21 protein-coding genes are annotated in these 22,933 nt (G+C 31.4%); 7 read left to right on the top strand and 14 right to left on the bottom strand.

The features are described from left to right. Positions 1-55 precede the first annotated feature (55 nt). From cysE to FBF02_RS03805, 14 genes are all read right to left on the bottom strand, one after another. Positions 56-694 carry a serine O-acetyltransferase gene (gene cysE / locus FBF02_RS03740; RefSeq protein WP_002852612.1) on the bottom strand — a complete coding sequence of 213 codons (639 nt, stop codon included), beginning with the start codon at positions 692-694 and terminating at the stop codon, positions 56-58. Beyond that, the gene (speA, locus tag FBF02_RS03745) at positions 695-2,530 is read right to left on the bottom strand and encodes a biosynthetic arginine decarboxylase (protein WP_010891885.1); all 1,836 of its coding nucleotides are present in this window, start codon (positions 2,528-2,530) and stop codon (positions 695-697) included. Beyond that, a complete protein-coding gene (gene hisS / locus FBF02_RS03750; RefSeq protein WP_002852541.1) occupies positions 2,527-3,753 on the bottom strand; it encodes a histidine--tRNA ligase in 1,227 nt (408 codons plus the stop codon). Before hisS ends, speA begins: the two co-directional genes overlap by 4 nt. Beyond that, positions 3,750-4,328, bottom strand: coding sequence for a dTMP kinase (gene tmk / locus FBF02_RS03755; RefSeq protein WP_002852526.1), 579 nt, complete (start codon positions 4,326-4,328; stop codon positions 3,750-3,752). The genes hisS and tmk overlap by 4 nt, the downstream gene beginning before the upstream one ends. After that, on the bottom strand, positions 4,319-4,795 hold the full coding sequence (gene coaD, locus FBF02_RS03760; RefSeq protein ID WP_002852633.1) for a pantetheine-phosphate adenylyltransferase: 477 nt from the start codon (positions 4,793-4,795) through the stop codon (positions 4,319-4,321). Before coaD ends, tmk begins: the two co-directional genes overlap by 10 nt. A 39-nt stretch (positions 4,796-4,834) precedes the next feature. Next, on the bottom strand, positions 4,835-5,398 hold the full coding sequence (locus FBF02_RS03765; RefSeq protein WP_002852466.1) for a UbiX family flavin prenyltransferase: 564 nt from the start codon (positions 5,396-5,398) through the stop codon (positions 4,835-4,837). After that, complete coding sequence (flgA, locus tag FBF02_RS03770; protein ID WP_002852578.1) at positions 5,395-6,057, bottom strand: flagellar basal body P-ring formation chaperone FlgA; 663 nt, start codon at positions 6,055-6,057, stop codon at positions 5,395-5,397. Before flgA ends, FBF02_RS03765 begins: the two co-directional genes overlap by 4 nt. Positions 6,058-6,140: 83 nt before the next feature. Beyond that, complete coding sequence (locus FBF02_RS03775) at positions 6,141-6,917, bottom strand: MetQ/NlpA family ABC transporter substrate-binding protein (RefSeq protein WP_002852406.1); 777 nt, start codon at positions 6,915-6,917, stop codon at positions 6,141-6,143. Between the two features lie 9 nt (positions 6,918-6,926). Then, positions 6,927-7,697, bottom strand: a complete 771-nt coding sequence (locus FBF02_RS03780; RefSeq protein ID WP_002852483.1) for a MetQ/NlpA family ABC transporter substrate-binding protein — start codon at positions 7,695-7,697, stop codon at positions 6,927-6,929. 48 nt (positions 7,698-7,745) lie between these two features. Next, positions 7,746-8,519 (bottom strand): MetQ/NlpA family ABC transporter substrate-binding protein, encoded by a 774-nt coding sequence (locus FBF02_RS03785; protein ID WP_002852410.1) that lies wholly within the window; start codon positions 8,517-8,519, stop codon positions 7,746-7,748. A gap of 189 nt (positions 8,520-8,708) precedes the next feature. Beyond that, complete coding sequence (locus tag FBF02_RS03790; protein ID WP_002852518.1) at positions 8,709-9,620, bottom strand: methionine ABC transporter permease; 912 nt, start codon at positions 9,618-9,620, stop codon at positions 8,709-8,711. Beyond that, positions 9,617-10,627: a methionine ABC transporter ATP-binding protein gene (locus FBF02_RS03795; protein WP_002852619.1), complete on the bottom strand. Its 1,011-nt coding sequence runs from the start codon at positions 10,625-10,627 to the stop codon at positions 9,617-9,619. Before FBF02_RS03795 ends, FBF02_RS03790 begins: the two co-directional genes overlap by 4 nt. 4 nt (positions 10,628-10,631) lie before the next feature. Continuing rightward, positions 10,632-13,244 (bottom strand): valine--tRNA ligase, encoded by a 2,613-nt coding sequence (locus FBF02_RS03800; RefSeq protein ID WP_002852605.1) that lies wholly within the window; start codon positions 13,242-13,244, stop codon positions 10,632-10,634. Between the two features lie 22 nt (positions 13,245-13,266). Next, entirely contained in the window at positions 13,267-14,289 is a 1,023-nt protein-coding gene (locus FBF02_RS03805) for a hypothetical protein (RefSeq protein WP_002852506.1), read from the bottom strand. Between the two features lie 128 nt (positions 14,290-14,417). Between FBF02_RS03805 and FBF02_RS03810 the strand changes: the two genes are divergently transcribed. The 7 genes from FBF02_RS03810 (at position 14,418) to FBF02_RS03840 (ending at position 22,929) form a co-directional block, all read left to right on the top strand. Further along, entirely contained in the window at positions 14,418-16,448 is a 2,031-nt protein-coding gene (locus tag FBF02_RS03810) for an ATP-dependent helicase (RefSeq protein ID WP_002852419.1), read from the top strand. 38 nt (positions 16,449-16,486) lie between these two features. Continuing rightward, positions 16,487-17,224 carry an AcfC family adhesin PEB2 gene (gene peb2, locus FBF02_RS03815; RefSeq protein WP_002858781.1) on the top strand — a complete coding sequence of 246 codons (738 nt, stop codon included), beginning with the start codon at positions 16,487-16,489 and terminating at the stop codon, positions 17,222-17,224. Positions 17,225-17,322: 98 nt separating this feature from the next. Continuing rightward, positions 17,323-17,850, top strand: a complete 528-nt coding sequence (gene tpx, locus FBF02_RS03820) for a thiol peroxidase (RefSeq protein ID WP_002852593.1) — start codon at positions 17,323-17,325, stop codon at positions 17,848-17,850. 246 nt (positions 17,851-18,096) lie between these two features. Next, positions 18,097-20,871 (top strand): periplasmic nitrate reductase subunit alpha, encoded by a 2,775-nt coding sequence (napA, locus tag FBF02_RS03825; RefSeq protein ID WP_002852404.1) that lies wholly within the window; start codon positions 18,097-18,099, stop codon positions 20,869-20,871. 17 nt (positions 20,872-20,888) lie between these two features. After that, positions 20,889-21,629 carry a ferredoxin-type protein NapG gene (napG, locus tag FBF02_RS03830; protein ID WP_002852504.1) on the top strand — a complete coding sequence of 247 codons (741 nt, stop codon included), beginning with the start codon at positions 20,889-20,891 and terminating at the stop codon, positions 21,627-21,629. Beyond that, complete coding sequence (napH, locus tag FBF02_RS03835) at positions 21,626-22,408, top strand: quinol dehydrogenase ferredoxin subunit NapH (protein WP_010891886.1); 783 nt, start codon at positions 21,626-21,628, stop codon at positions 22,406-22,408. Before napG ends, napH begins: the two co-directional genes overlap by 4 nt. Further along, positions 22,405-22,929: a nitrate reductase cytochrome c-type subunit gene (locus FBF02_RS03840; protein WP_010891887.1), complete on the top strand. Its 525-nt coding sequence runs from the start codon at positions 22,405-22,407 to the stop codon at positions 22,927-22,929. The genes napH and FBF02_RS03840 overlap by 4 nt, the downstream gene beginning before the upstream one ends. Positions 22,930-22,933 lie beyond the last annotated feature (4 nt).

Consider the following 22,933-nt stretch of genomic DNA (forward strand, 5'->3'; position numbering starts at 1 on the left):
AGGAAAAATTAATACGCATAATAATACATATAATTTTATGTATTATAAAAAATTATTATTTTTGTGATTCAGGTTGTTTTAATATAAGATTTTCAAGTTCTAAAATTTTCTTTTCTAACTTTTCTAGTTTGTCATCGCAATTTGCATCTATGGCTCTAATGTTTTTATTTTTACGCTCTTCGATAATATAAGCAGGAATTCCAACGGCAGTTAAATTTGCACCTATATCTTTAACCACTACAGCATTTGAGCCTATTTTGGCATTTTCTCCTATGGTGATATTGCCAAGCACTTTTGCGCCTGAGCCTATGATCACTCCTTTTTTTATGGTTGGATGGCGTTTAGTACCTTTTTCAAGGCTTGTTCCACCTAAAGTAACGCCTTGATAAATTAAAACATCATCTTCTATAATTGCTGTTTGACCTATAACCACTCCATTGGCATGATCTATAAAAATACGCCTTCCAAGTTCTGCTCCAGGGTGCAAATCTACCCCAGTTAAGAATTGTGAAATTCCGCTAATCATTCTAGCAATGCGTTTAAAATTTCTTATGTAAAAAAAATGTGCAAAGCGGTAATTTACTACAGCCCATACTCCAGGGTAATTAAAAAAAAGTTCTATACAAGAATTAAAAGCTGGATCTTGTGCCTTTGGCTGAGAAAAATCTTCTTTTATAATACCCCAAAAATTCATCTAAACTCCTATGCTTTTTAAATAACCATTATCATTTAAGAAAAGATAAAGTTCGCCTAAAATATGCTTTTTTTGCTTATCATTTACAAGCTTAGAATTACTTATGCGTTCATTAAGTATATCCATGATAGCGTGTATATCATAGTCTAAATCTTCTAAGGTATCAAGTATGGATTGCGCTTCTATAATCCCCTCGACTTCATAGCCTTTTTCATTGATGCTTATAATAGCTTCAGTAGGATGAGTAAAAAGATTGTGTTTCATTCCAAGTACTTCTTGATAGGCACCTACAAGAAAAAACCCTAGAAAATAATTTTCTTTTTCTACATCTACATCGTGCAAAAATAAAGGTTTATCTTTAGAGTATGAAATTTCTCCATCGCTATCGCAGGTTATATCCCAAATACTTGCACTTCGTGTCGGTTCTTCATCTAAGCGATCAAGTGGCATGATGGGGAAATTCTGTTCTAAACCCCAAAAATCAGGCATGCTTTGAAAGAGCGAAAAATTTACCAAATACCTTTCTTGCACTTCATCTTGTATGGCAAGTAAATCCGCAGGATTTTGCTTATCGCCTAAAAGCAAGATGGCTTTTTTTGTAATCAAATGAGTTAAAATTTCAGCATTGGAACGATCTTGTAAATCCACATAGCCCAAATCAAAAAGAGTTAAAATACTCTCTAAATGATCTATGCTATCGTGCAAGTATTCTAAAGCATTGGAAGGTTTTATACTTTTATAAAGATCATAAAGCTCATCGATAAGTTTTGGATTTTGTTTTTTAAGTATGAGTTTGTTTTCTGCGTATTCTTGAGAAAAAAGTTCTAATACAGGAGCGATTAAAACAGCGTGATTAGCTGCTACAAAACGTCCACTTTCTATGAAAATATCAGGCTCTAAATCTTTTTTTTGTTCGGCTATGTTTTTTAGGATAAAAACTACATCGTTAGCGTATTCTCTTAGGGTGTAATTTCTACTTTTTTCATTTTTAAATTGTGAGTATTCCACAGCTAAACCGCCACCAAGATTAATAGCTTTTAGATTTTTAGCTCCCATTTTTCTAAGTTCTGTATAGATATTTCCTGCTTCATTTAAGGCTTTTTTCAAGGGGTGAATTTCGGTAATTTGTGAGCCTAGATGAAAGTGAATCATGGTAAATTGTTCTAAAAGTTTGTTTTCTTTGAGTAAATTTACCGCTTCTATGAGTTCAGTGGATGTAAGTCCAAATTTAGAATTAATCCCACCGCTTTTTGCCCAAATTCCAACTCCAGCAGAATGCAAACGTACACGTAAGCCTATATTTGGTTTAGGTTTAAAGCGTTCTTTAGCTATGTCTATGATAGCTTCAAGTTCATTAAGTCCTTCTATGGTTAAAGTGATATTATGTCCCATTTCAGCTGCAATAAAGCCTATGTTGATAAGTTCTCTATCTTTAAAGCCATTTACGGTAATAGGTGCGCCTTCGTTATTATAAGCCATAGCGAGTAAAAGCTCTGCCTTAGAACCTGCTTCAAGTCCATAGTTATAGTCTTTTCCAAGTTTTACAAGATTTTTTACAAAACCAGGGTATTGATTGACCTTTAAAGGATAAACAGCGTTAAATCCTCCTTTATAGCCAAATTCCTTTCTTGCTTTATTGAAATTTCCGTAAATATTTTCAATTTGTTTTTGGATAAGATGAGGAAATCTTAAAAGTAAAGGCCCCTTGTATCCATCATCTCTTAATTCTTTAACTATATCAATAATAGCAGGTTTTTTCTCGTAATTGATACAAACTTTACCATTTTTGATAATGAAATTTTCATTTCCCCAAATATCAATACCATAATCCATCATAAAACCTTCTTTAAGTCTGAAATTTTAATCATTTTTTCTTCTTTTTTTGCTAAATTTTTATAAAACAAACTTTCATTTTGTGCTTCATTTTCTCCCATGCAAAGAAAAATTTCAGTATTATTTTTATCCGCGTTTTCAAGATGTTTGGCTAGTTTTCTTGCTTCATAGCTTAAAAGTACTTTATATTCTTTTCTTAAATTTGTAGCGATATGCAAAAGTTTTTGGATATAAATTTCATCCATAGCACAAAGATAAATTCCTTCTCTTTGAATCTTTTCTTCTTTTTGTTCTAAAATAGTTATAATTCTTTCTATACCCATGGCAAAACCTATACCATAGCCACTTTTTCCACCTAAATACTCTATAAGTCTATCGTAGCGTCCTCCACCTGCGATAGCAGCCTTTGCTCCTATTTCATCGCTTATAAATTCAAAAGCCGTTTTAGAATAATAATCCAAACCCCTCACAAGTTTTGAATCTAACTCAAATTTAACTCCATTATCCTTTAAAATTTGTTGCAGTGTTTCAAAGTCTTTTTGGCAAGAGGTGCATAAATTATTGATCAAAAGCGGAGCATTTTCAAGCAAATTTTGACAATGCTCATTTTTACAATCTAAGACACGAATAGGATTTAAATTTTTTCTACGCAAACAATCTTCACAAAAACCTTCTTTGGAATCTAAGAATTCAACGAGCCTATCGCGGTATTTTGGCAAGCATTGTGAGCAGCCTAAAGAATTAAGTTGAAGTTTAAAATCAATACCAAGGCGTGAGAAAATTTCTACTAGCATTAAAATAATGCTTGCATCTTCATAAACATTAGGTATGCCAAGGCTTTCAACTCCAAATTGATGAAATTCTCTTAAGCGACCCTTTTGAGGTCTTTCATAACGAAACATAGAACCATAATAAAACCATCTTTTCACACTAGTGTTTTTATCGAGTTTTTTTTCTATATAGGCACGCACCACCCCAGCAGTTCCTTCAGGACGCATGCAAACATGATTTTCGCCTTTATCGATAAATTCATACATTTCTTTACCTACTATATCAGAACTTTCTCCTACGCTTCTTTTAAAAAGGGTGCAAAGTTCTAAATGCGGTGTATTGATAAAAGTAAAGCCATAGTTTTTAGCTACTTCTTCGCAGATTTTAATCACTTTTTCATAATAATATGCATCTTTATCTAATAAATCTTTCATTCCTTTTAAAGCGTTAATCATTGTAAAAATTCCTTTATTTGTTGGTGTAATTTTTCTTTACTTTCTTTTGCGTCAAGTGTTAAAATTTCTACAGAAATTTTTTCTTTTAAAAAATGAAGCACTTTTTCGAGTTTATCTTGCACGCTTAAAAAATACTCAATGCCACGTTTTTCTATACTATCTAGTTCTTTTTGACTGAGGCGTTCTTGGATAAGGTTTGCATCTCCTTTTAAAAAGATAATTTTTTGTGGAAAAAAATTTTCTAAAGCAAAACTATTTAAAGCAAAAAGCAAATCGTTTTCAAAATCTTTGGCATAAGCCATGCCTGAAATAAAACTTCTATCGCTAATAATGAGTTTGTTTTGATTGGTTTTTAAGATTTCTTCAAAATGTTGAGCACGATCAGCTAAAAAAAGCAAGAGTTCAGCTCTTTTGTTAATAGGATGAGTTTTATTAAGTAAAATTTCTCTTAAATGTTTTCCAAGTTCTGTTCCGCCAGGTTCGAGTGTGAAAATGGCGTCTTTATAAATTTCTTTTAAAAGTGAAATTTGCGTACTTTTTCCTACGCAGTCAATACCTTCAAAAACTACATACAAGATTGATCCTTTAAAAAAGGTAGAATTTCTTTTGGAACAAGAGAACTTACATCACCCCCATGTGCTACTATAGAACGCACAATAGAACTTGAAATAAAAGCATGTTTTAGACTTGGCATAAGATAAATGGTTTCCATATCTTCCCAAAGTGCGTGATTTGCATAGCCAATTTGCAATTCGTATTCAAAATCACTCACTGCTCTAAGTCCACGGATTATAGTATTAACTTTTAATTCTTTGGCTAAATCTACAAGTAAATTATCAAAAGCAATGATTTTAACATTTTTTAAATTTTGTGTTGCGAGCAGGGCTAGTTCTTTGCGTTTTTCTAAATCATAGCAAGGTTTTTTATGTTCACTTTTTGCTATGGCAACGATGACTTCATCAAAAATTTTTAAAGCCCGTTTTATAACATCTAAATGCCCGTTGGTAATAGGATCAAAAGTCCCAGGATATAAACAAGTCATTTTTGCTCCAATTTTTTTTAAAAATATAACAAATTTAAACTAAAAATTTTGCCATTTTTCATATAAATTGTGTTTTATTTCTAAAAGATCTAACCATTTACCTGCGATAAAATTTTCCATTTGCTCTAGATTGTTTGCTTTAGAATAGCTTGCGATAATAGGAGGGGCGATGATAACTCCCATTTGGCTAAGTTTTAACATATGTTCTAAATTTAAAGTAGAAAAAGGCATTTCACGTACCCCTAAGATGAGTTTTTTTCTTTCTTTTAGGGCTACTGCTGCAGCACGCATTAAAAGAGTGTCTGCAAAACCAGCGTGAATTTTTGCTAAACTTGAAATTGAACAAGGAGCAATGATGGTTTTTTCTATTCCAAAAGATCCACTTGCTACACTTAGACTTAAATTTTTATCATCTAAAAAATGAGTGTATTTAAAATTTTCTTGACAAATTTCTTCTAAATTTGCTTGATTTTCAGTTTTGAAGTTAAGTTTTGCACCTTGGGTTAAAATACAATAAAGTTCGCATTGATTTTCTAAATTTTTTAATAATTTTAAGCCTAAATTGACACTGCTTGAACCAGAAATTCCCAATAAAACTTTCATTGTATAATCATCCTATTTTTACCCACTACGATACCTTGCATAACTTTACCTTCTTTGTTTTTTGCACGAATCCTTTCGCCCATATTTGCACTTTGCAAAGCCACAAGTTCGATTAAAACATCAACATTTGCTTCGCTTAAAACCCCGATTATAGGATCATTTCGGCGTATTAAAGCTGTGGTTTTAAACATATTTGCTCTTAAAATGGCGTTTTTGTTAATATTGCTTTTAGCTACAAGATTATCTACATCATCTAAGGTTAAGGCATTTAAAGGAACTTTATCAAAATCAATCAATACGCTTTTATAGTCAAAAGCTCCAAGTTTATCTCCTCTTTTTATAGCGCGTTCGCTTTTTAAAACTTCTAAATTTGCTTGAATGAAATATCTAAAAAATACATTTTTTTGTATATTTTGCGGAGTTTTAAATTCAGCCCTTAAAAAGCCTTGTGCTTGATTAAAACGCCCATTAGCGATTCTTAGAAATTCATATTGATCAAAATCTTTAGGCAATGATGTTATTTTTAAATCAATTTGAGAAATTATAATTTTAGGAAAATTATTTCTAAATTCTTTAGCTAGTGCTGTTTTGATTTCTTCTAAACTAGCTGCTTGGATATAATTTATCACAATAAAAAAAGTTAAAAAAATAATTTTCATTTTTATCCTAAGAATTATAATGCAATAAATAGTATTTTAGCTTTTATAAGTTTAACAAAGCCTTTAGAAGGCTTTGTATAGAGTTAAAAAGTAGGGATAACAGAGCCTTTGTATTTTTCTATGATAAAATTTTTAATTTTATCGCTTGTTAAAATTTCTTTAATAACAAGACTTTTTTGACTTGTTTCTTCACCTTTTCTTGTAGCTAAAACAATAGCATATAAACTATCTTTATCTTCCATAAAAATACCATCTTTTAAAGGGTTTAAGCCTGCTCCAAGAGCATAGTTTGTGGTAATAATAGCCAAATCAGTATCATTTAGGGCTCTTGGAAGTTGTGCGGCTTTAAGCTCTATAAATTTAAGTTTTTTTGGATTTTTACTTATGTCAATAGGGGTTTTAAGGGTGCTTTGACTTTTAAACTCTATTAAATTTGCTTTAGCTAGTAAATCAAGAGCTCTGCTTTCATTGGTAGCATCATTAGGTATAGCGATTTTAGCACCATTAGGAATGTCTTTTATATCTTTTATGGAGTTAGAATATATAGCCATAGGAACTAAAACAATAGCACCTAAAGAACTTAATTTTGTTCCTTTGTGGGTATTAAAATCATCTAAAAAAGGTTTATGCTGATATAAATTTGCATCTAAATCTTTTTCATTTAAAGCGATGTTAGGTATATTATAGTCATTAAATTCCTTAACTATTAACTTCCAACCTTTTTCTTGAAATAAGGGTTTAGAGAAATTTAAAATTTCAGCATAAGGCGTTGGTGTTGCACCTATGATTATGGTTTTATCTGCCCCAAAACTAAGGCTAATTGTAAATAAAACACTTAAAAATATTTTTTTAATATTCATATTATACTCCTAAAAAGCTGGGATTAATATATCTTTATAATGTTCATTAATGATGGCTTTAAATTTATCGCTTCTTAAAATTTCATCAATTACTTTGGTTTTTTCGCTATTTTTACCTTCTGAGCGTACCACAACATAATTTACATAAGGGCTATTTTTATCTTCCCTAAAAATAGTATCTTTACTTGGATTCAGACCGGCTCCAAGTGCGAAATTAGAATTAATTATAGCAATATCAACATCATCTAAAGCTCTTGGAAGTTGTGCGGCTTTAAGTTCTATAAATTTAAGTTTTTTTGGATTTTTGTTTATGTCCAATGGGGTTTTTAGAGTATTTTTGTTAAGCTCTATTAATTTTGCTTTCTCTAAAAGCTCTAAAGCTCTGCTTTCATTGGTCGCATCATTAGGTATAGCAACTCTAGCACCTTCTTTAAGATTTTCTAAATTTTTGATTTTTTTACTATAAACTCCTACTGGAGCTATAAGTACAGGCGTTGTTGCAATTAAATTTGAACCTTTTTTTAGGTTGTATTCTTCTAAAAAAGGTTTGTGTTGATATAAATTTGCATCAAGTTCTTTTTCCTCTAATGCACGATTGGGCAAAATATAGTCTGAAAATTCTACTATTTTAAGCTCATACCCTTTGTTTTTAAAATCATCTTTCATTAGTTCTAGTAAGCTACCAAAAGGATTTGGAGTGGCTCCTATAGTAATGTTTTGTGCAAATAGGCTAGATAAATTTAGAATGCAAGCGAGTATAATAATTTTAAATAAATTCATAAAAACTCCTTTGTACTTAAGAAAAAAGTCCCTAGGTAAGGGACAAAATTAAAAAGCAGGTAAAACAGATCCGTTGTATTTTTCTATGATAAATTGTTTGATTTTATCACTTTGTAGAGCTTGGATTAAGGCTTTGATTTTTGGATCGTTTTCATGTCCCACTCTTACAACAAGAATGTTTGCATACGGGCTTTCTTTATCTTCGATAAATACGCTATCTTTTGCAGGATTTAGATTTGCAGAGAGAGCGTAGTTGGAATTAATTACAGCAAAATCAACATCATTCAAAGCTCTTGGAAGTTGTGCGGGCTTTAATTCTACAAATTTAATTTTTTTAGGATTGTCTATAATATCAAGAGGTGTTTTTAAAGCCTTATCTTTAAATTTTACCAAACCTTTTTTTGCAATAATATCTAAAGCTCTACTTTCATTGGTTGGATCATTTGGAATGGCGATTTTAACCCCTTCTTTAATATCATCTAGACTTTTGTATTTTTTGGAGTAAACAGCCATAGGTTCTATGTGTATGGCAGCTACTTTGATAAGTTTGGTGCCTTTGTTTTTATTAAATTCTTCCAAATAAGGAGTATGTTGGAAAAAATTTGCATCGGCTTCTCCGTTATCAACAGCTAGATTAGGCAAAACATAATCCGTAAATTCTTTGATTTCAAGTTTATAGCCTTGTTTTTCTAAATCAGGTTTTACTTGTTCTAGGATTTCAGCATGAGGGACGGGAGTTGCTGCAACTGTGATGGTTTCTAATGCATTTGCATTAAGACTTAATGTTAAAATACTTGCTATAAATAAAGATTTGATTTTCATTTTTTTCCTTTTTAGTCATTTTGTGCTTGCTTTAATCTTAATAAATTCACTCTGACTATCAGGAAGAAGCATATAAAAACTTGTTGATAGTCAGATTAACGCATCTGATACATCATTTTAATTCCTTTAATTTTTTTTAAATTTTACTTAAAAAAACTTATATTTATCTTAAAAGGAGATATAATCTCCTTATTTTTTGAAACCTTTATAAAGCAAACTTCCTAAAAATAAGATAAAAACAATTACTTGCCAAAAGAAATTTTCATCATTGTTTATATTGATAACTATACTAACTCCAAGTAAAATCAATAGAGTGGCAATGATATATGTAGTTTTACTATTTTTAGCCCAAGTATAAAATAAATTACCTAGAATTTGAACTAATTGAACTAATATAAGTAAAATAACTACAGTTTGAATCATAACTTCTTTGTTAAATCTTTCATAACCATAGCGAATAGCTACATCTCCTAATCCTCCACCACCGACAGTTCCAGCAAGAGCAGAAAAACCAATGGTAAAGATCAAAGTTAGGGTAATTCCGCTAATTATAGCAGGAAGGGCTTCACTAAAGATAACCTTGAAGATAATTTGAATATTGCTAGCACCATAACTTTTTGCTGCTTCTATAATTCCTTTGTCTATTTCTTTAAAAGCGCTTTCAAGCATCTTTGCCAAATAAGGAGCTATTCCGATAGCTAAAGGAACTATGGCAGCATTTGTACCTATGCTTGTGCCTACTATGATTTTAGAAAGTGGTAAAAGAACAACTATAAGAATTAAAAATGGAAAGGCGCGTAATATATTGGTAATAAAATCTAAAATACTATAAGCGATTTTATTTTCTTTAATTCCATTTTTATCCCAAATAGCAAGTAAAATTCCAGGAATGATAGCCAATAAAAATCCAAATAGTACAGCCATTAAACTCATATAAATTGTTTCATTAAGTGCAGGTTTTAAAATGTTTTCATAATTTTCATTGAAACTCGTGATAGAACTTAAACTCACTTCTTTAATATCCTGCCAAGAAAATTCATTAAAAAATTGAGAAATTCTACTAAAAAAAGCACTGACAATAGAGATGTTTTCTTCATTCATGATGCCACCTCCCATAATACTCCACTTTTTTCTATGTAATCAAGAACCTTGTCTTTATCCTTTTCATTTATATTTATAACTAAATTTCCCAAGGCTTTTCCATTCAGTTTTTCTATTTTACCCCAAACTATGTTAAAGTCTATATTTAGAGTTCTTGCCATATGAGTGATGACGCTATTTTGGGCAACTTCTTTTGGAAAGTAAAGTTTGATATTAAGTCCGTGCTCAGGCAAGAAGTCGCTTTCTCCTAAAAATTCTTTCATTTTGGCATTAGGCCTTAAAAAAAGCTCATCAATTGCTCCACTTCCTATGATTTGTCCATGTTCAAGTAATAAAGCTTTTTGAGCTATGTCTTTTACCACATCCATTTCGTGAGTTACTAAAACAACAGTAATCCCAAATTCAGCATTGATTTTAGATATAAGCTCTAAAATATTTTTTGTAGTGTTTGGATCAAGAGCCGAAGTAGCTTCGTCACTAAGTAAAATTTTTGGGTTTAAAGCTAAGGCTCTAGCAATAGCAACACGTTGTTTTTGCCCTCCGCTCAGTTCTCTTGGGTAGGATTTGTTTTTATGATCAAGCCCTACGATTTCAAGTAAGGAATTGACTTTTTGGGCAATTTCTTTTTCGCTCATGTATTCTTTATTAAAAAGCTTGGCATGAAATTTACACTGAGTATAGTGTGTTCTTAAAGGCATAGCAACATTTTCAAATACATTTTTGCGCTCCATTAGGGCAAAATTTTGAAAAATCATCCCTATATCTTTTCTAAGCATTCTTAACTCTTTTGATTTTTTTTGACTTAAATCTTTAATTTCTTGATCAAAGACTTTTAAACTTCCTTCTTGATAATTCTCAAGTCCATTAATACATCTTAAAAGAGTGGATTTTCCAGCTCCACTATGACCTACTATGGCGTAAATTTCACCCTTTTTAATCTCCAAAGAAACATCGTTTATCACGAGTTCCTTGCCATAATATTTTTTTAAATTTTTTATTTTTATCAAATTTTTAACCTCTTAGATTTTGAAGTTCAACTGATATTTTTTCAAGTTGAATTTTTAAATTTTCTAGAGCTTCTTTATTTTGCTCCACCACCTCTTTAGGTGCGTTAGCGATGAATTTTTCATTTGAAAGCATGGAGTTAAGCTTGAAACTTTCTTTTTCAAGCTTATTTTTTTGATTTTCAAGTCTTGTTAAAATACCACTTAAATCAACATTTTCAAGCGTAATAAAAATTTCTAAATTCTCGCTAACATCACATATTGCCTTTGGTAATTTTTCTTCACTAAATTCTATTTGCTCGCACTTTGCGAGCATTATGATAAAATTCATATAAGCTTTGATTTCATCTTTGATTTTTTTATCGTTAAATTTGATATAAGCTTTTTCTATTTTAGAATTTCCAAGATCGATTAAACTTTTAGCACGGCGGATACTAACTATGCTTTCTATGAGCAAAGAAAAGATTTTTTCTATATTTTTATCTTGTTCTTTAAATTTTGGATATTTGCTTATCATAATAGAAGGGCTTGTTTTAAGTTCTGTATCGCTTAGTTTGTGGTATAAATACTCGCTGATAAAAGGCATGAAAGGATTTAAAAGTTTTAAAGCTTCTTTGAAAATACTACCAAGTTCTTTAACGCTTGATTTTTCGGCTTTGCTAAGCTCTATACCCCAATCGCAAAAATCATCCCAAAAGAATTTATATAGAGTATTAGCCGCATCATTAAAGCGATAATTGTCTAAATTTTCTCTTACATCCTTAACACAAGTTTGAAATTTGGCATAAATATATTTTGCTAATTCTGAATGAAGTGTGATATTTTCCAAATCTTCAAATTTACTTTCATTTAAAAGCAGATAATTTTTAGCATTATAAATTTTATTTGTAAAATTTCTAACTTGTAAAAGTTTATCATTGCTAAGTTTAATATCGCGTCCTTGTATAGCAAGAAGTGCTAAAGTAAAGCGTAAAATATCAGCACTATATTCTTTAATGCTTTCATTTGGGTCGATAACATTTCCAAGGCTTTTACTCATTTTTCTACCTTGCTCATCTTTCACAAGAGCATGTAAATAAATATCTTTAAAAGGAAGTTGATGTAAGACATTGGTGCTTTGAAACATCATTCTAGCCACCCAGAAAAATAAAATATCAAAACCTGTAATGAGTAAAGAATTGGGATAAAAATCTTTTAAATCCTTTTCAGACCAAATTTTATCTTTACCCCAATTTTCATTTCCCCAGCCTAGAGTACTCATAGCCCAAAGTCCTGAAGAAAACCAAGTATCAAGCACATCTTCATCTTGTTTGAAATTTTGACTTTGACATTTTGGACAAGTTTTAGGCGTATGTTGGCTTGCCCATTCATGAGAGCATTCGCAATAATACACAGGAATTTGATGCCCCCACCAAAGTTGTCTTGAAATACACCAATCTCTTAAATCTTTCATCCAAGCATTAAAGCTATTTATCCAGTGATTTGGGTAAAATTTACTTTCTCCAAGCGCAACTTTTTCTATACTTTCTTGGGCGATTTCTTTTTTTACAAACCATTGTTTGGAGATATAAGGTTCAACTATATTGTTGCAACGATAACAATATCCTATTTGATTGTTATACTCTTCTATTTTTTCTATAAAACCAAGACTTTCAAGTTTGGCTACGATTTTTTCTCTTGCTTCTAAGCGTTCTAAACCTTGAAACTCTAAACAATGCTCGTTTAAAATTCCTTTTTCATCAAAAACACTTATAAAATCTAAATTATGTCTAAGTCCTACTTCATAATCGTTCATGTCATGAGCGGGAGTAACTTTTACAACTCCTGTTCCAAATTCTTTTTCTACATGTTTATCGGCTATGATTTTAATGGCTTTTTTGCTTATAGGCAAAATCACTTCTTTGTCCACAAATTTAGCATAGCGTTCATCATCAGGATGCACCATAACTGCAGTATCGCCAAAAAAAGTTTCAGGACGCGTTGTGGCTACTACTAAAAATTCATCGCTATCTTTTAAAAAGTATTTAATATGATAAAGTTTTCCTTTGTTTTCTTTGTATTCAACTTCTATATCACTTAAAGCGCCATCATGAGTACACCAATTTATCATGTAGTTTCCACGTACAATAAGTCTTTTATCATAAAGTTCTACAAAGGCTTTTTTTACGGCATTAACCAAACCTTCATCCATAGTAAAACGCAAGCGACTCCATGCAGGAGTGATGCCTAGTGTTCTCATTTGGTCTAAAATTTTTCCACCGCTTTGCTCTTTCCACTCCCAGACTTTTTCTATAAATTCCTCTCTACCTAGTTCTTCTTTTTTAATGCCTTGAGCAAGGAGTTGTTTTTCTACAACATTTTGAGTGGCAATACCTGCGTGATCAAGCCCTGGTTGATAAAGAACCTTATAGCCATCCATTCTTTTATAACGCGTCATAATATCTTGTAGAGTAAAAGTTAAAGCATGTCCTATGTGTAAAACTCCAGTGACATTAGGAGGAGGCATCATAATGCAGAAATTTTTATCTTTTTCTTGTATGGTTTTATTGCCATCGATTTCAAAATATCCGCGTTCTTCGCAAATTTGATAATACTCTTTTTCTAAATTTTTATCATACATTATTTGCCTTTATTGTTTTAGCTTATTTAATAGAGCTAATTTCTATAATTTCACAAAACGGGAAGAAATATTGTGCTGTATTAAGTCCAGTTTTCAAACTTTTGATATGTTTAGAAAAATCACTTCCTTTGCCATCTTTTTTAATTTGAAGTTTAAGTCTTTCTAAAATTTCTTCACGTGCTACATGTTCATTTAATTCTTTTGGATTGTTTAAATATGGGCTTAATCTATCTAAACTAATATATTTATAAGCTTTTTTCATATCTGAAAAGATAATTTCTTTGTTATAGATAGTTAATTTCATTTCCCCTTTTGGTAGCATTTTAACAAAAATACTTAGATAATAATCTTTTGCATTATCTTGTATAATGCTTAGCATATCTTTTAACAGATTGATTCTGTATTGGCTTAAAAATTTTCCATCTAAAATATAAACTTTCATATTTTCTGTGCTAAGCTCAGGTTCTAAACGACTGTTTTTTCCTATGCTTAGATACTCTCTAGCGGTATTTAGATATTTATTTTTGTTTGATTTGTTTGATTGAAGTTCTTTTTTTATAGCTCTTTCTCTTTCTAAGATCTTTTGCTGTTTGCTGATTTCTTTTTTAAGAGCTTCTATTTTGGCTTGTTTATTTTCTTGTTTTAATTTTTCTTTATCCGTATCTAAAATTTGCTTATTTTCATTTGTATTAATATTATTACTTGTATTGGTGTCATTATTTAAGCTTTGATTGTTTTCGCTTATTGATATATTAAATGTATCGTTATTTAAGCTTTGATTTTCATCTAATAATGGGTTTGTTTCTTGCTTTTGGATGGTATTGTTGTTAGTATTTACATTTGATGAACTATTGTTGGTTTGGATCGAGGGTGAATAGGGATTATCGTAGTTATTGGTATACGATTTTTGTTCGGTGTAAGTGTTGGTATTTAAGGTGTAATTCTTTGGTTTTGAATATTCAAAAAGATAATAATAGGTTCCACCTAATATTACAATAACAGCAATTAATATGCCAACAATAATAGAAAAAATTTTCAAATTCATTTGCTATCCCTTAAAAATAGAAAGTTAAATAATTTTAGCATTGTACTATAATCTAATATAAAGTAATTTTAAATTTTTATATTTTTAAGTAATTTTTTTTTATAATTTTAACTTTTATAAGGAAAATAATGCCACTTTCAAAATTAAATAATGAACAATATCTTGCCGCTACTGCTGATTTTGGACACAATCTTGTTATTGCAAGTGCAGGGACGGGAAAAACTTCTACTATTGTTGCAAGAATTTCTTATCTTTTAAGCAAGGGAGTGGCACCTCAAAAAATCATGCTTTTGACTTTCACAAATAAAGCCAGCAAAGAAATGATAGGGCGTTTAGGGAAATTTTTTGATAAAAATATTACCAGTAAAATACTTGCAGGAACTTTTCATAGTACGGCTTATACCTTACTTAGAAATGCGGATAAAAATATAGCCTTAAAGCAAGCAAGCGAGTTAAAAACTCTACTTAAAAGTGTCTATGAAAAAAGAACTTTTAGGCATTTAAGTGATATAAAACCTTATCAATCAAGTTATTTATACGATCTTTATTCTTTGTTTCAAAACAAAGCACACAATCAAGATTTTTATACTTGGTTTTGTCAAAACTATGAAGATCAAAGTATTTATGCTGAAATTTATGAAGATATTTTAAAAGAATATGATAATGAAAAAAAGCGTTTTAATTATGTGGATTTTAATGACTTGCTTATCAATCTAAAAGATCTTTTAAAAGAAGAAAAATATGAATTTGATGAAATTTTAGTAGATGAATATCAAGACACAAATACTTTGCAAAGTTCTTTAATAGAGGCTTTTCATAGTAAAAGTTTGTTTTGCGTAGGGGATTATGATCAAAGTATTTATGCTTTTAATGGAGCGGATATTAATATCATAGGTGGGTTTAAAGATCGTTTTAAAGATGCAAAAATTTTTTCTTTAAATAAAAACTACCGTTCATCAAGAAGTATTTTAGCTTTGGCTAATAAAGTGATTTTAAATAACGAAAGATTATATCCAAAAGAACTTATTGTTACAAGAAATGATGAGTTTAAAGCCCCATCTTTGCTTACTTTTGAAGAATTATTTGATCAGTATCAAAATATAGCCAAAATGATACTTACAAGCGGAGTAAGTTTGGAAGAAATTGCCGTGATTTTTCGCAACAACTCAAGTGCTGATGGGGTTGAAGTAGCTTTAAGGGAGCAGGGCATTGCAAGTGTGAGAAAGGGAAGTGGAAGTTTTTTTGAAAGTTTGGAAGTTAAAGCTTTTAGCTCCATGCTTGCGCTTGTGGTAAATCCTAAGGATATCATGGCTTTTATTCATTTGGTTCAATATACCAAAGGTGTGGGTGGAGTTTTAGCAAAAGAAATTTTTGACGCACTTTTAAAATTAGGGCATGGAAATTTAATAAAAGGTTTTTTAGATCCTGATAAAAATGTAAATTTGCAAAATCATCAAAAAAGAAATTATCAACTTGGGCTTTTTGCAGATTTAGAAGAATTAGCTAGCGAAACTCGTTTTAAATTTGAGAGTGAATTTGACGCACATCCTATTTTAAGACTTTCAAAAATCAATGATTTGTGCGCTAGAAATTTGGAAAAAATCTATCTTTTTTTAAAAAAAGCTATGGAAATAAAACATTCTTTGACTTTAGTCAATTTAATTTGCGAAAATTCTTTTTATAGAGAAATTTGCGAAGAACTTGCAACTAAAAGAGCGACGAACAAAGCAGGGCAGGTGGATTTATTAAGAAAGAGTGAAAATTTAGAAAAAATAGAAACAAAATTTAATGTCTTAAAAGAGCTTACAAAAAATTATAGCGATATTTATAAGTATTATAATTTTTTAACTTTAGGTGCAAGTGAAATGAGTAGTGGCAAAGGAGTTAATTTGCTTAGCGTACATGCAAGTAAGGGCTTGGAATTTGATCTTGTTTTTGTGATTGATCTTGCGCAAGGTCGCTTTCCTAATCAAAAGCTTATGGGAATGGGTGGAAGCTTAGAAGAAGAAAGAAGGCTTTTTTATGTTGCAGTAACTAGGGCAAAAAATATACTTTATTTAAGCTATGCTAAATATGATAAAAATAAAAAAACTTCTTTCGCTCCTTCTCGTTTTCTTATAGAAGCAGGGCTTTGCAAGGGAGAGTTAACTATAGATTGATACAATTTCCTTTATATTATCAAAGAAAGGTTTATTTTATGAAAAAAATATTAATTTTAAGTTTAGCAGCAAGTTTTTTAAATGCTGAAATTTTAGTTTATGGTCCAGGTGGTCCTGCTCCTGTGCTAAAAGAGCTTGCTTTAAAATTTGAAGAAAAAACAAAAGAAAAGGTGATTGTAACCGCAGGTCCAACTCCAGCTTGGGTAGACAAAGCAAAAGAAAATGCAGATTTGATTTTTTCAGGCAATACTTCAATGATGGATGATTTTGCTAAAAAAATTCCAAGTTTAAGTTTGGAAAATTTAAGCGTTTTAAATGTGCGTCCATCAGGTATTATCGTGCGTCCAAATAATCCAAAAAATATTAAAAATTTTGAAGACATTTTAAAAGATGGCATAAATGTTATGGTGGTTGATGGTGCAGGACAAGTTGGACTTTATGAAGATATGGCTTTAAAAAGTGCAAAAAGAGAAAATTTGGTAAAATTACGTAAAAATATAAAAATTTATGCTAAAAATTCCAAAGCTGCTGTAGATGAGTGGAATAACAATCCAAATATTGATGCTTTAATCATTTGGTCTCATTGGGCAAAGGCTTTAGGCGATGATAAAGCTTTATTTATCAAAGATAAAAATGCAGTGATTTATCGTGCAGCTGAAATAGCTCCTACAAAAAAAGGTTTAGAAAATAAAAAAGCTTTAGAATTTGTAGATTTTATTAAGAGTCAGGAAGCTCAAAAAGTGTGGAAAAAATATACTTGGAAAGAAGTAAAATAATTTTGAGTGAAATTAAAAAATAATTAATATTTATAGGATATAATTACTCCTAAAACATTAATTGCAATAATGTTTAAAATATCAAAAAAGGAAATTAAATGAGTATAGTAAATTTTAAAGGAAATCCTGTAAAACTTAAAGGAAATTCAGTAGAAGTTGGAGCAGATGCTCCTAAGGTAAATCTTAAAGCTAAAGATTTAAGCGTGATTGAAATCGGTGCAGCGGGTAAAACTCAAATCATTTTAAGTGTTCCAAGTTTAGATACACCAGTTTGTGCTACAGAGGCTAGAGAATTTAATAAAAAAGTAGCCAGTTACAATGGTGCTGAAGTGATTGTAGTAAGTATGGACTTACCTTTTGCTATGGGAAGATTTTGCAGTACAGAAGGTATTGAAAATTTAAGTGTTGCAAGTGATTTTGTGGCAAAAGAATTTGGTGAAAAATATGGTGTTTTGATAAATGAAGGTGCTTTAGAAGGGCTTTTAGCTCGTGCCGTATTTGTGATTAAAGAGGGTAAAGTGGCATATAAAGAACTTGTAAATGAAATCACAGAAATGCCAGATATTGCAAAACTTGATGCATTTTTTGGTGGTTCTAGCTGCTGCGGTGGTTGTGGTTGCCATTAATTTTGATTAAGCCCATTCTTAGGGCTTAATTTTTATATCTTCATTTTTTTATTATTTTAAGTTGATTATATTTTAATTGTTAAGTTGATTATTTTTAATATTTATTTTGTGTAAGAATAATATAAAAAGGACAATAAAACTCCTATAAAATAGAGCTTTAAAATTATTATTTTTATTAAAATTTCAAGAGATTTTTATACTCCATTTTTTATAATAAGATGATTTTTTTATTTTGGAGGAATAAGGATGAATAGAAGGGATTTTATTAAAAATACCGCTATTGCAAGTGCTGCTAGTGTTGCAGGACTTAGTGTTCCAAGCTCTATGCTTGGTGCACAAGAAGAAGATTGGAAATGGGATAAGGCTGTTTGTAGATTTTGTGGAACTGGCTGTGGAATTATGATAGCCAGAAAAGATGGCAAAATCGTAGCAACAAAAGGTGATCCTGCAGCACCCGTAAATCGCGGACTTAATTGTATCAAAGGTTATTTTAATGCTAAGATCATGTATGGTGAAGATCGTCTTGTTATGCCTTTGCTTCGCATGAATGAAAAAGGCGAATTTGATAAAAAAGGCAAATTTCAACAAGTTTCTTGGCAAAGAGCCTTTGATGAAATGGAAAAACAATTTAAAAAAGCCTACAATGAACTCGGCGTTACAGGTATAGGGATTTTTGGTAGTGGGCAATACACTATCCAAGAAGGTTATGCTGCTTTAAAGCTTGCAAAAGCGGGTTTTAGAACAAATAATATCGATCCAAATGCAAGACATTGTATGGCCTCTGCAGTGGTTGGTTTTATGCAAACTTTTGGTGTAGATGAGCCATCAGGCTGTTATGATGATATAGAGCTTACAGATACTATTATCACTTGGGGAGCTAATATGGCTGAAATGCACCCAATCCTTTGGTCAAGAGTAAGTGATAGAAAACTAAGCAATCTTGATAAGGTTAAAGTTGTTAATCTAAGCACTTTTTCTAACCGTACTTCAAATATTGCTGATATTGAAATTATTTTTAAACCAAATACAGATTTGGCTATTTGGAACTACATAGCAAGAGAGATTGTTTATAATCATCCAGAGGCTATGGATATGAAATTTATCAAAGATCACTGCGTATTTGCAACTGGTTATGCTGATATTGGTTATGGTATGAGAAATAATCCAAATCATCCAAAATTTAAGGAAAGTGAAAAAGATACGGTTGAAAAAGAAAATGTAATCACTTTAGATGATGAAGAGGCTACTTCTTTATCTTATCTTGGCGTTAAAGCGGGTGATAAATTTGAAATGAAACATCAAGGTGTGGCTGATAAAAACTGGGAAATTTCTTTTGACGAATTTAAAAAAGGTTTAGCCCCTTATACTTTAGAATACACTGCAAGAGTAGCCAAAGGTGATGATAATGAGTCTTTGGAAGATTTTAAGAAAAAACTTCAAGAATTAGCTAATCTTTACATAGAGAAAAATCGCAAAGTCGTAAGTTTTTGGACTATGGGCTTTAATCAACACACAAGAGGTTCTTGGGTAAATGAACAAGCTTATATGGTACATTTTTTGCTAGGAAAGCAAGCTAAACCAGGTAGTGGAGCCTTTTCTTTAACAGGACAGCCAAGTGCCTGTGGAACAGCTAGGGAAGTAGGAACTTTCTCACATCGTTTGCCTGCAGATATGGTTGTAGCCAATCCAAAACACAGAGAAATTTCTGAAAAAATTTGGAAAGTTCCTGCAAAGACTATCAACCCAAAACCAGGTTCTCCTTATCTTAATATCATGAGAGATTTAGAAGATGGAAAAATTAAATTTGCATGGGTGCAAGTGAATAATCCATGGCAAAACACTGCAAATGCAAATCACTGGATTGCAGCAGCAAGAGAAATGGATAATTTTATTGTTGTAAGTGATTGTTATCCTGGAATTTCAGCAAAAGTAGCTGATCTTATTTTACCAAGCGCTATGATTTATGAAAAATGGGGTGCTTATGGTAATGCTGAAAGAAGAACTCAACATTGGAAACAACAAGTCTTACCTGTAGGTGCTGCCATGAGTGATACTTGGCAAATTTTAGAATTTGCAAAACGCTTTAAGCTTAAAGAAGTTTGGAAAGAGCAAAAAGTGGATAATAAGCTTACCTTGCCAAGCGTTTTAGAAGAGGCAAAAGCTATGGGTTATAGCGAAGATGATACACTTTTTGATGTGCTATTTGCCAATAAAGAAGCAAAAAGCTTTAATCCAAACGATGCCATCGCAAAAGGCTTTGATAATACCGATGTTAAAGGTGATGAGAGAAAAATTCAAGGCAGTGATGGAAAAGAATTTACAGGCTATGGCTTTTTCGTTCAAAAATACCTTTGGGAAGAATATCGTAAATTTGGCTTAGGACACGGACATGATTTAGCGGATTTTGATACCTATCATAAAGTAAGGGGTTTAAGATGGCCTGTGGTTAATGGCAAGGAAACACAGTGGAGATTTAATACTAAATTTGATTATTATGCTAAAAAAGCGGCTCCAAATTCAGATTTTGCTTTTTATGGTGATTTTAACAAAATGCTTACAAATGGGGATTTAATAGCTCCTAAAGATGAAAAAGAGCACAGTATTAAAAATAAGGCTAAAATTTTCTTTAGGCCATTTATGAAAGCACCTGAAAGACCAAGTAAAGAGTATCCGTTCTGGCTTGCAACAGGAAGGGTTTTAGAGCATTGGCATAGTGGAACTATGACTATGCGTGTGCCTGAGCTTTACCGTGCTGTGCCTGAAGCACTTTGCTATATGAGTGAGAAAGATGGAGAGAAATTAGGCTTAAATCAAGGTGATTTGGTTTGGGTGGAATCTCGTCGTGGTAAAGTAAAAGCAAGAGTAGATATGCGTGGAAGAAACAAACCGCCTGTAGGACTTGTGTATGTGCCGTGGTTTGATGAGAATGTATATATCAATAAAGTTACTTTGGATGCGACTTGTCCGCTTTCAAAACAAACTGACTTTAAAAAATGTGCTGTAAAAATTTATAAAGCTTAATTTAGGGTTTTGATTAAATGAAAGGTAGAAGAGAATTTTTCGTTAGTGCCTTTAAGGCTGCATGTTTATGTACAGGAGGTGGATTTTTGGCTAATTTGGCTTTAAAAGCTGATGATAATTATGCCTTGCGTCCTCCTGGGGCTGAAAATGAAGCTAGATTTTTAAGTAAATGTATTCGTTGTGGGCTTTGTGTAAAAGCCTGTCCTTATGATACTTTAAAGCTTGCTAGCTTGTTAGATAGTCCAAAAAATGGTACGCCTTTTTTTAAGGCAAGAGAAATTCCTTGTTATCTTTGCAAGGATATTCCTTGCATTAGAGAATGTCCAACTGATGCTTTAGATAAAAAGCATTTAGAGCAGGGTATAGAATCTTTGAAAATGGGTATTGCTATTGTTGATAGTGCTTCTTGTGTGGCACACTGGGGAATTCAATGTGATGCTTGTTATAGAGCTTGTCCTTTGATAGATAGGGCTTTAAAACTTGAGCTTAAACGCAATGAACGCACCGCCAAACATGCTTTTTTACTACCTAGTGTGGATCATGAAGTGTGTGTAGGTTGTGGGCTTTGTGAACTGGCTTGTATTACTGAAAAACCGGCCATTCGTGTTTTGCCAAGGGAGTATGTATTGGGAAAAGCAGGATCTCATTATGTAAAAGGCTGGGATGAAAAAGATGAAGGTCGTATAAAAAATGCAGATACTTCAAAACATTTTAATGTTAAAAAAGCAACCAATTATTTAAATGATGGAGAACTGTGATGAAGTATTTAATTGCTAGACGCATCGTTCAGCTTGGAATTTTAGCGCTTTTTAGTTTTAAAGCTACAGATTTTATCTTGCAGGGAAATTTAAGTTCTTCTAGACTTTTTAATACCATACCTTTAAGTGATCCTTTTGCAGTTTTGCAAATCATTCTAGCAAGCTGGAGTATAGATTTAATGGCTTTAATAGGAGCTTTGATTATATTTTTTATCTATGGTTTGCTTTTAGGAAGGGTTTTTTGCTCTTGGGTTTGTCCTGTTAATTTAATCACAGATTTTGCTGCTTTTGTGCGAAATAAATTAACCCTTAATAATAAATTTTTAATTTTGCCTAAAAATTTACGCTATTTTGTATTGGTCTTGGTTTTAGTCCTTTCTTTTGTATTTTCATTGCCTGTGTTTGAAAGTTTTTCTTATATAGGAATGATACATAGAGGGATTATTTTTGCTACAAGTTCTTGGATTTTTGTAGCCTTTATACTTTTTTGTATCGATACTTTTTTAAGTCCTAGGGCAATTTGTTCACATTTTTGTCCACTAGGAGCTTTTTATGCTTTTATTTCTCGTTTTGCTTTGCTTAAAATAAAGCATGATAGTGATAAATGCACTAAATGTTATGAATGTATCCGTATTTGTCCTGAAAAACAGGTTTTGTGGATGGTTGGAAAAGAAAGTACTAGCGTGAAATCAGGAGAGTGTATAAGGTGTGCAAGATGTATAGAAGTTTGTAATGATGATGCTTTGAATTTTAATATTTTTGATTTAAGGAATAAATGATGAAGAAGAAATTGGTTTTATTAGGAAGTGCTGCAGTGGTATTTTTTGCCGCTTGTGCAATGAATAGTGGGGTAAGTTCAGAACAAATTGGACTTAGAAAAGCAAGTTTAGAAAATGAAAATAAAGTAAATTTAGTGGAGGCAAATTTCACAACTTTACAGCCTGGGGAATCTACTCGTTTTGAGCGTTCTTATGAAAATGCACCACCATTAATTCCGCATGCTATTGAAGATTTGTTACCTATAACTAAAGATAACAATATGTGCTTAAGCTGCCATGATAAGGCTATAGCAGCAGATGCTGGTGCAACTCCACTTCCTGCTAGTCATTATTATGATTTTAGACACAATAAAACCACAGGAGATATGATTAGCGATAGTCGTTTTAATTGCACTCAGTGTCATGTTCCACAAAGTGATGCAAAACCTTTAGTGGGAAATAGCTTTAAACCTGAATTTAAAAATGAACAATTAAAAAGTCGTTCAAATTTAATTGATGTGATTAATGAGGGTGTAAAGTAAATAA

It is taken from the genome of Campylobacter sp. CFSAN093226 (genome assembly GCF_012897595.1).
Taxonomy (GTDB): Bacteria; Campylobacterota; Campylobacteria; order Campylobacterales; family Campylobacteraceae; genus Campylobacter_D; species Campylobacter_D jejuni.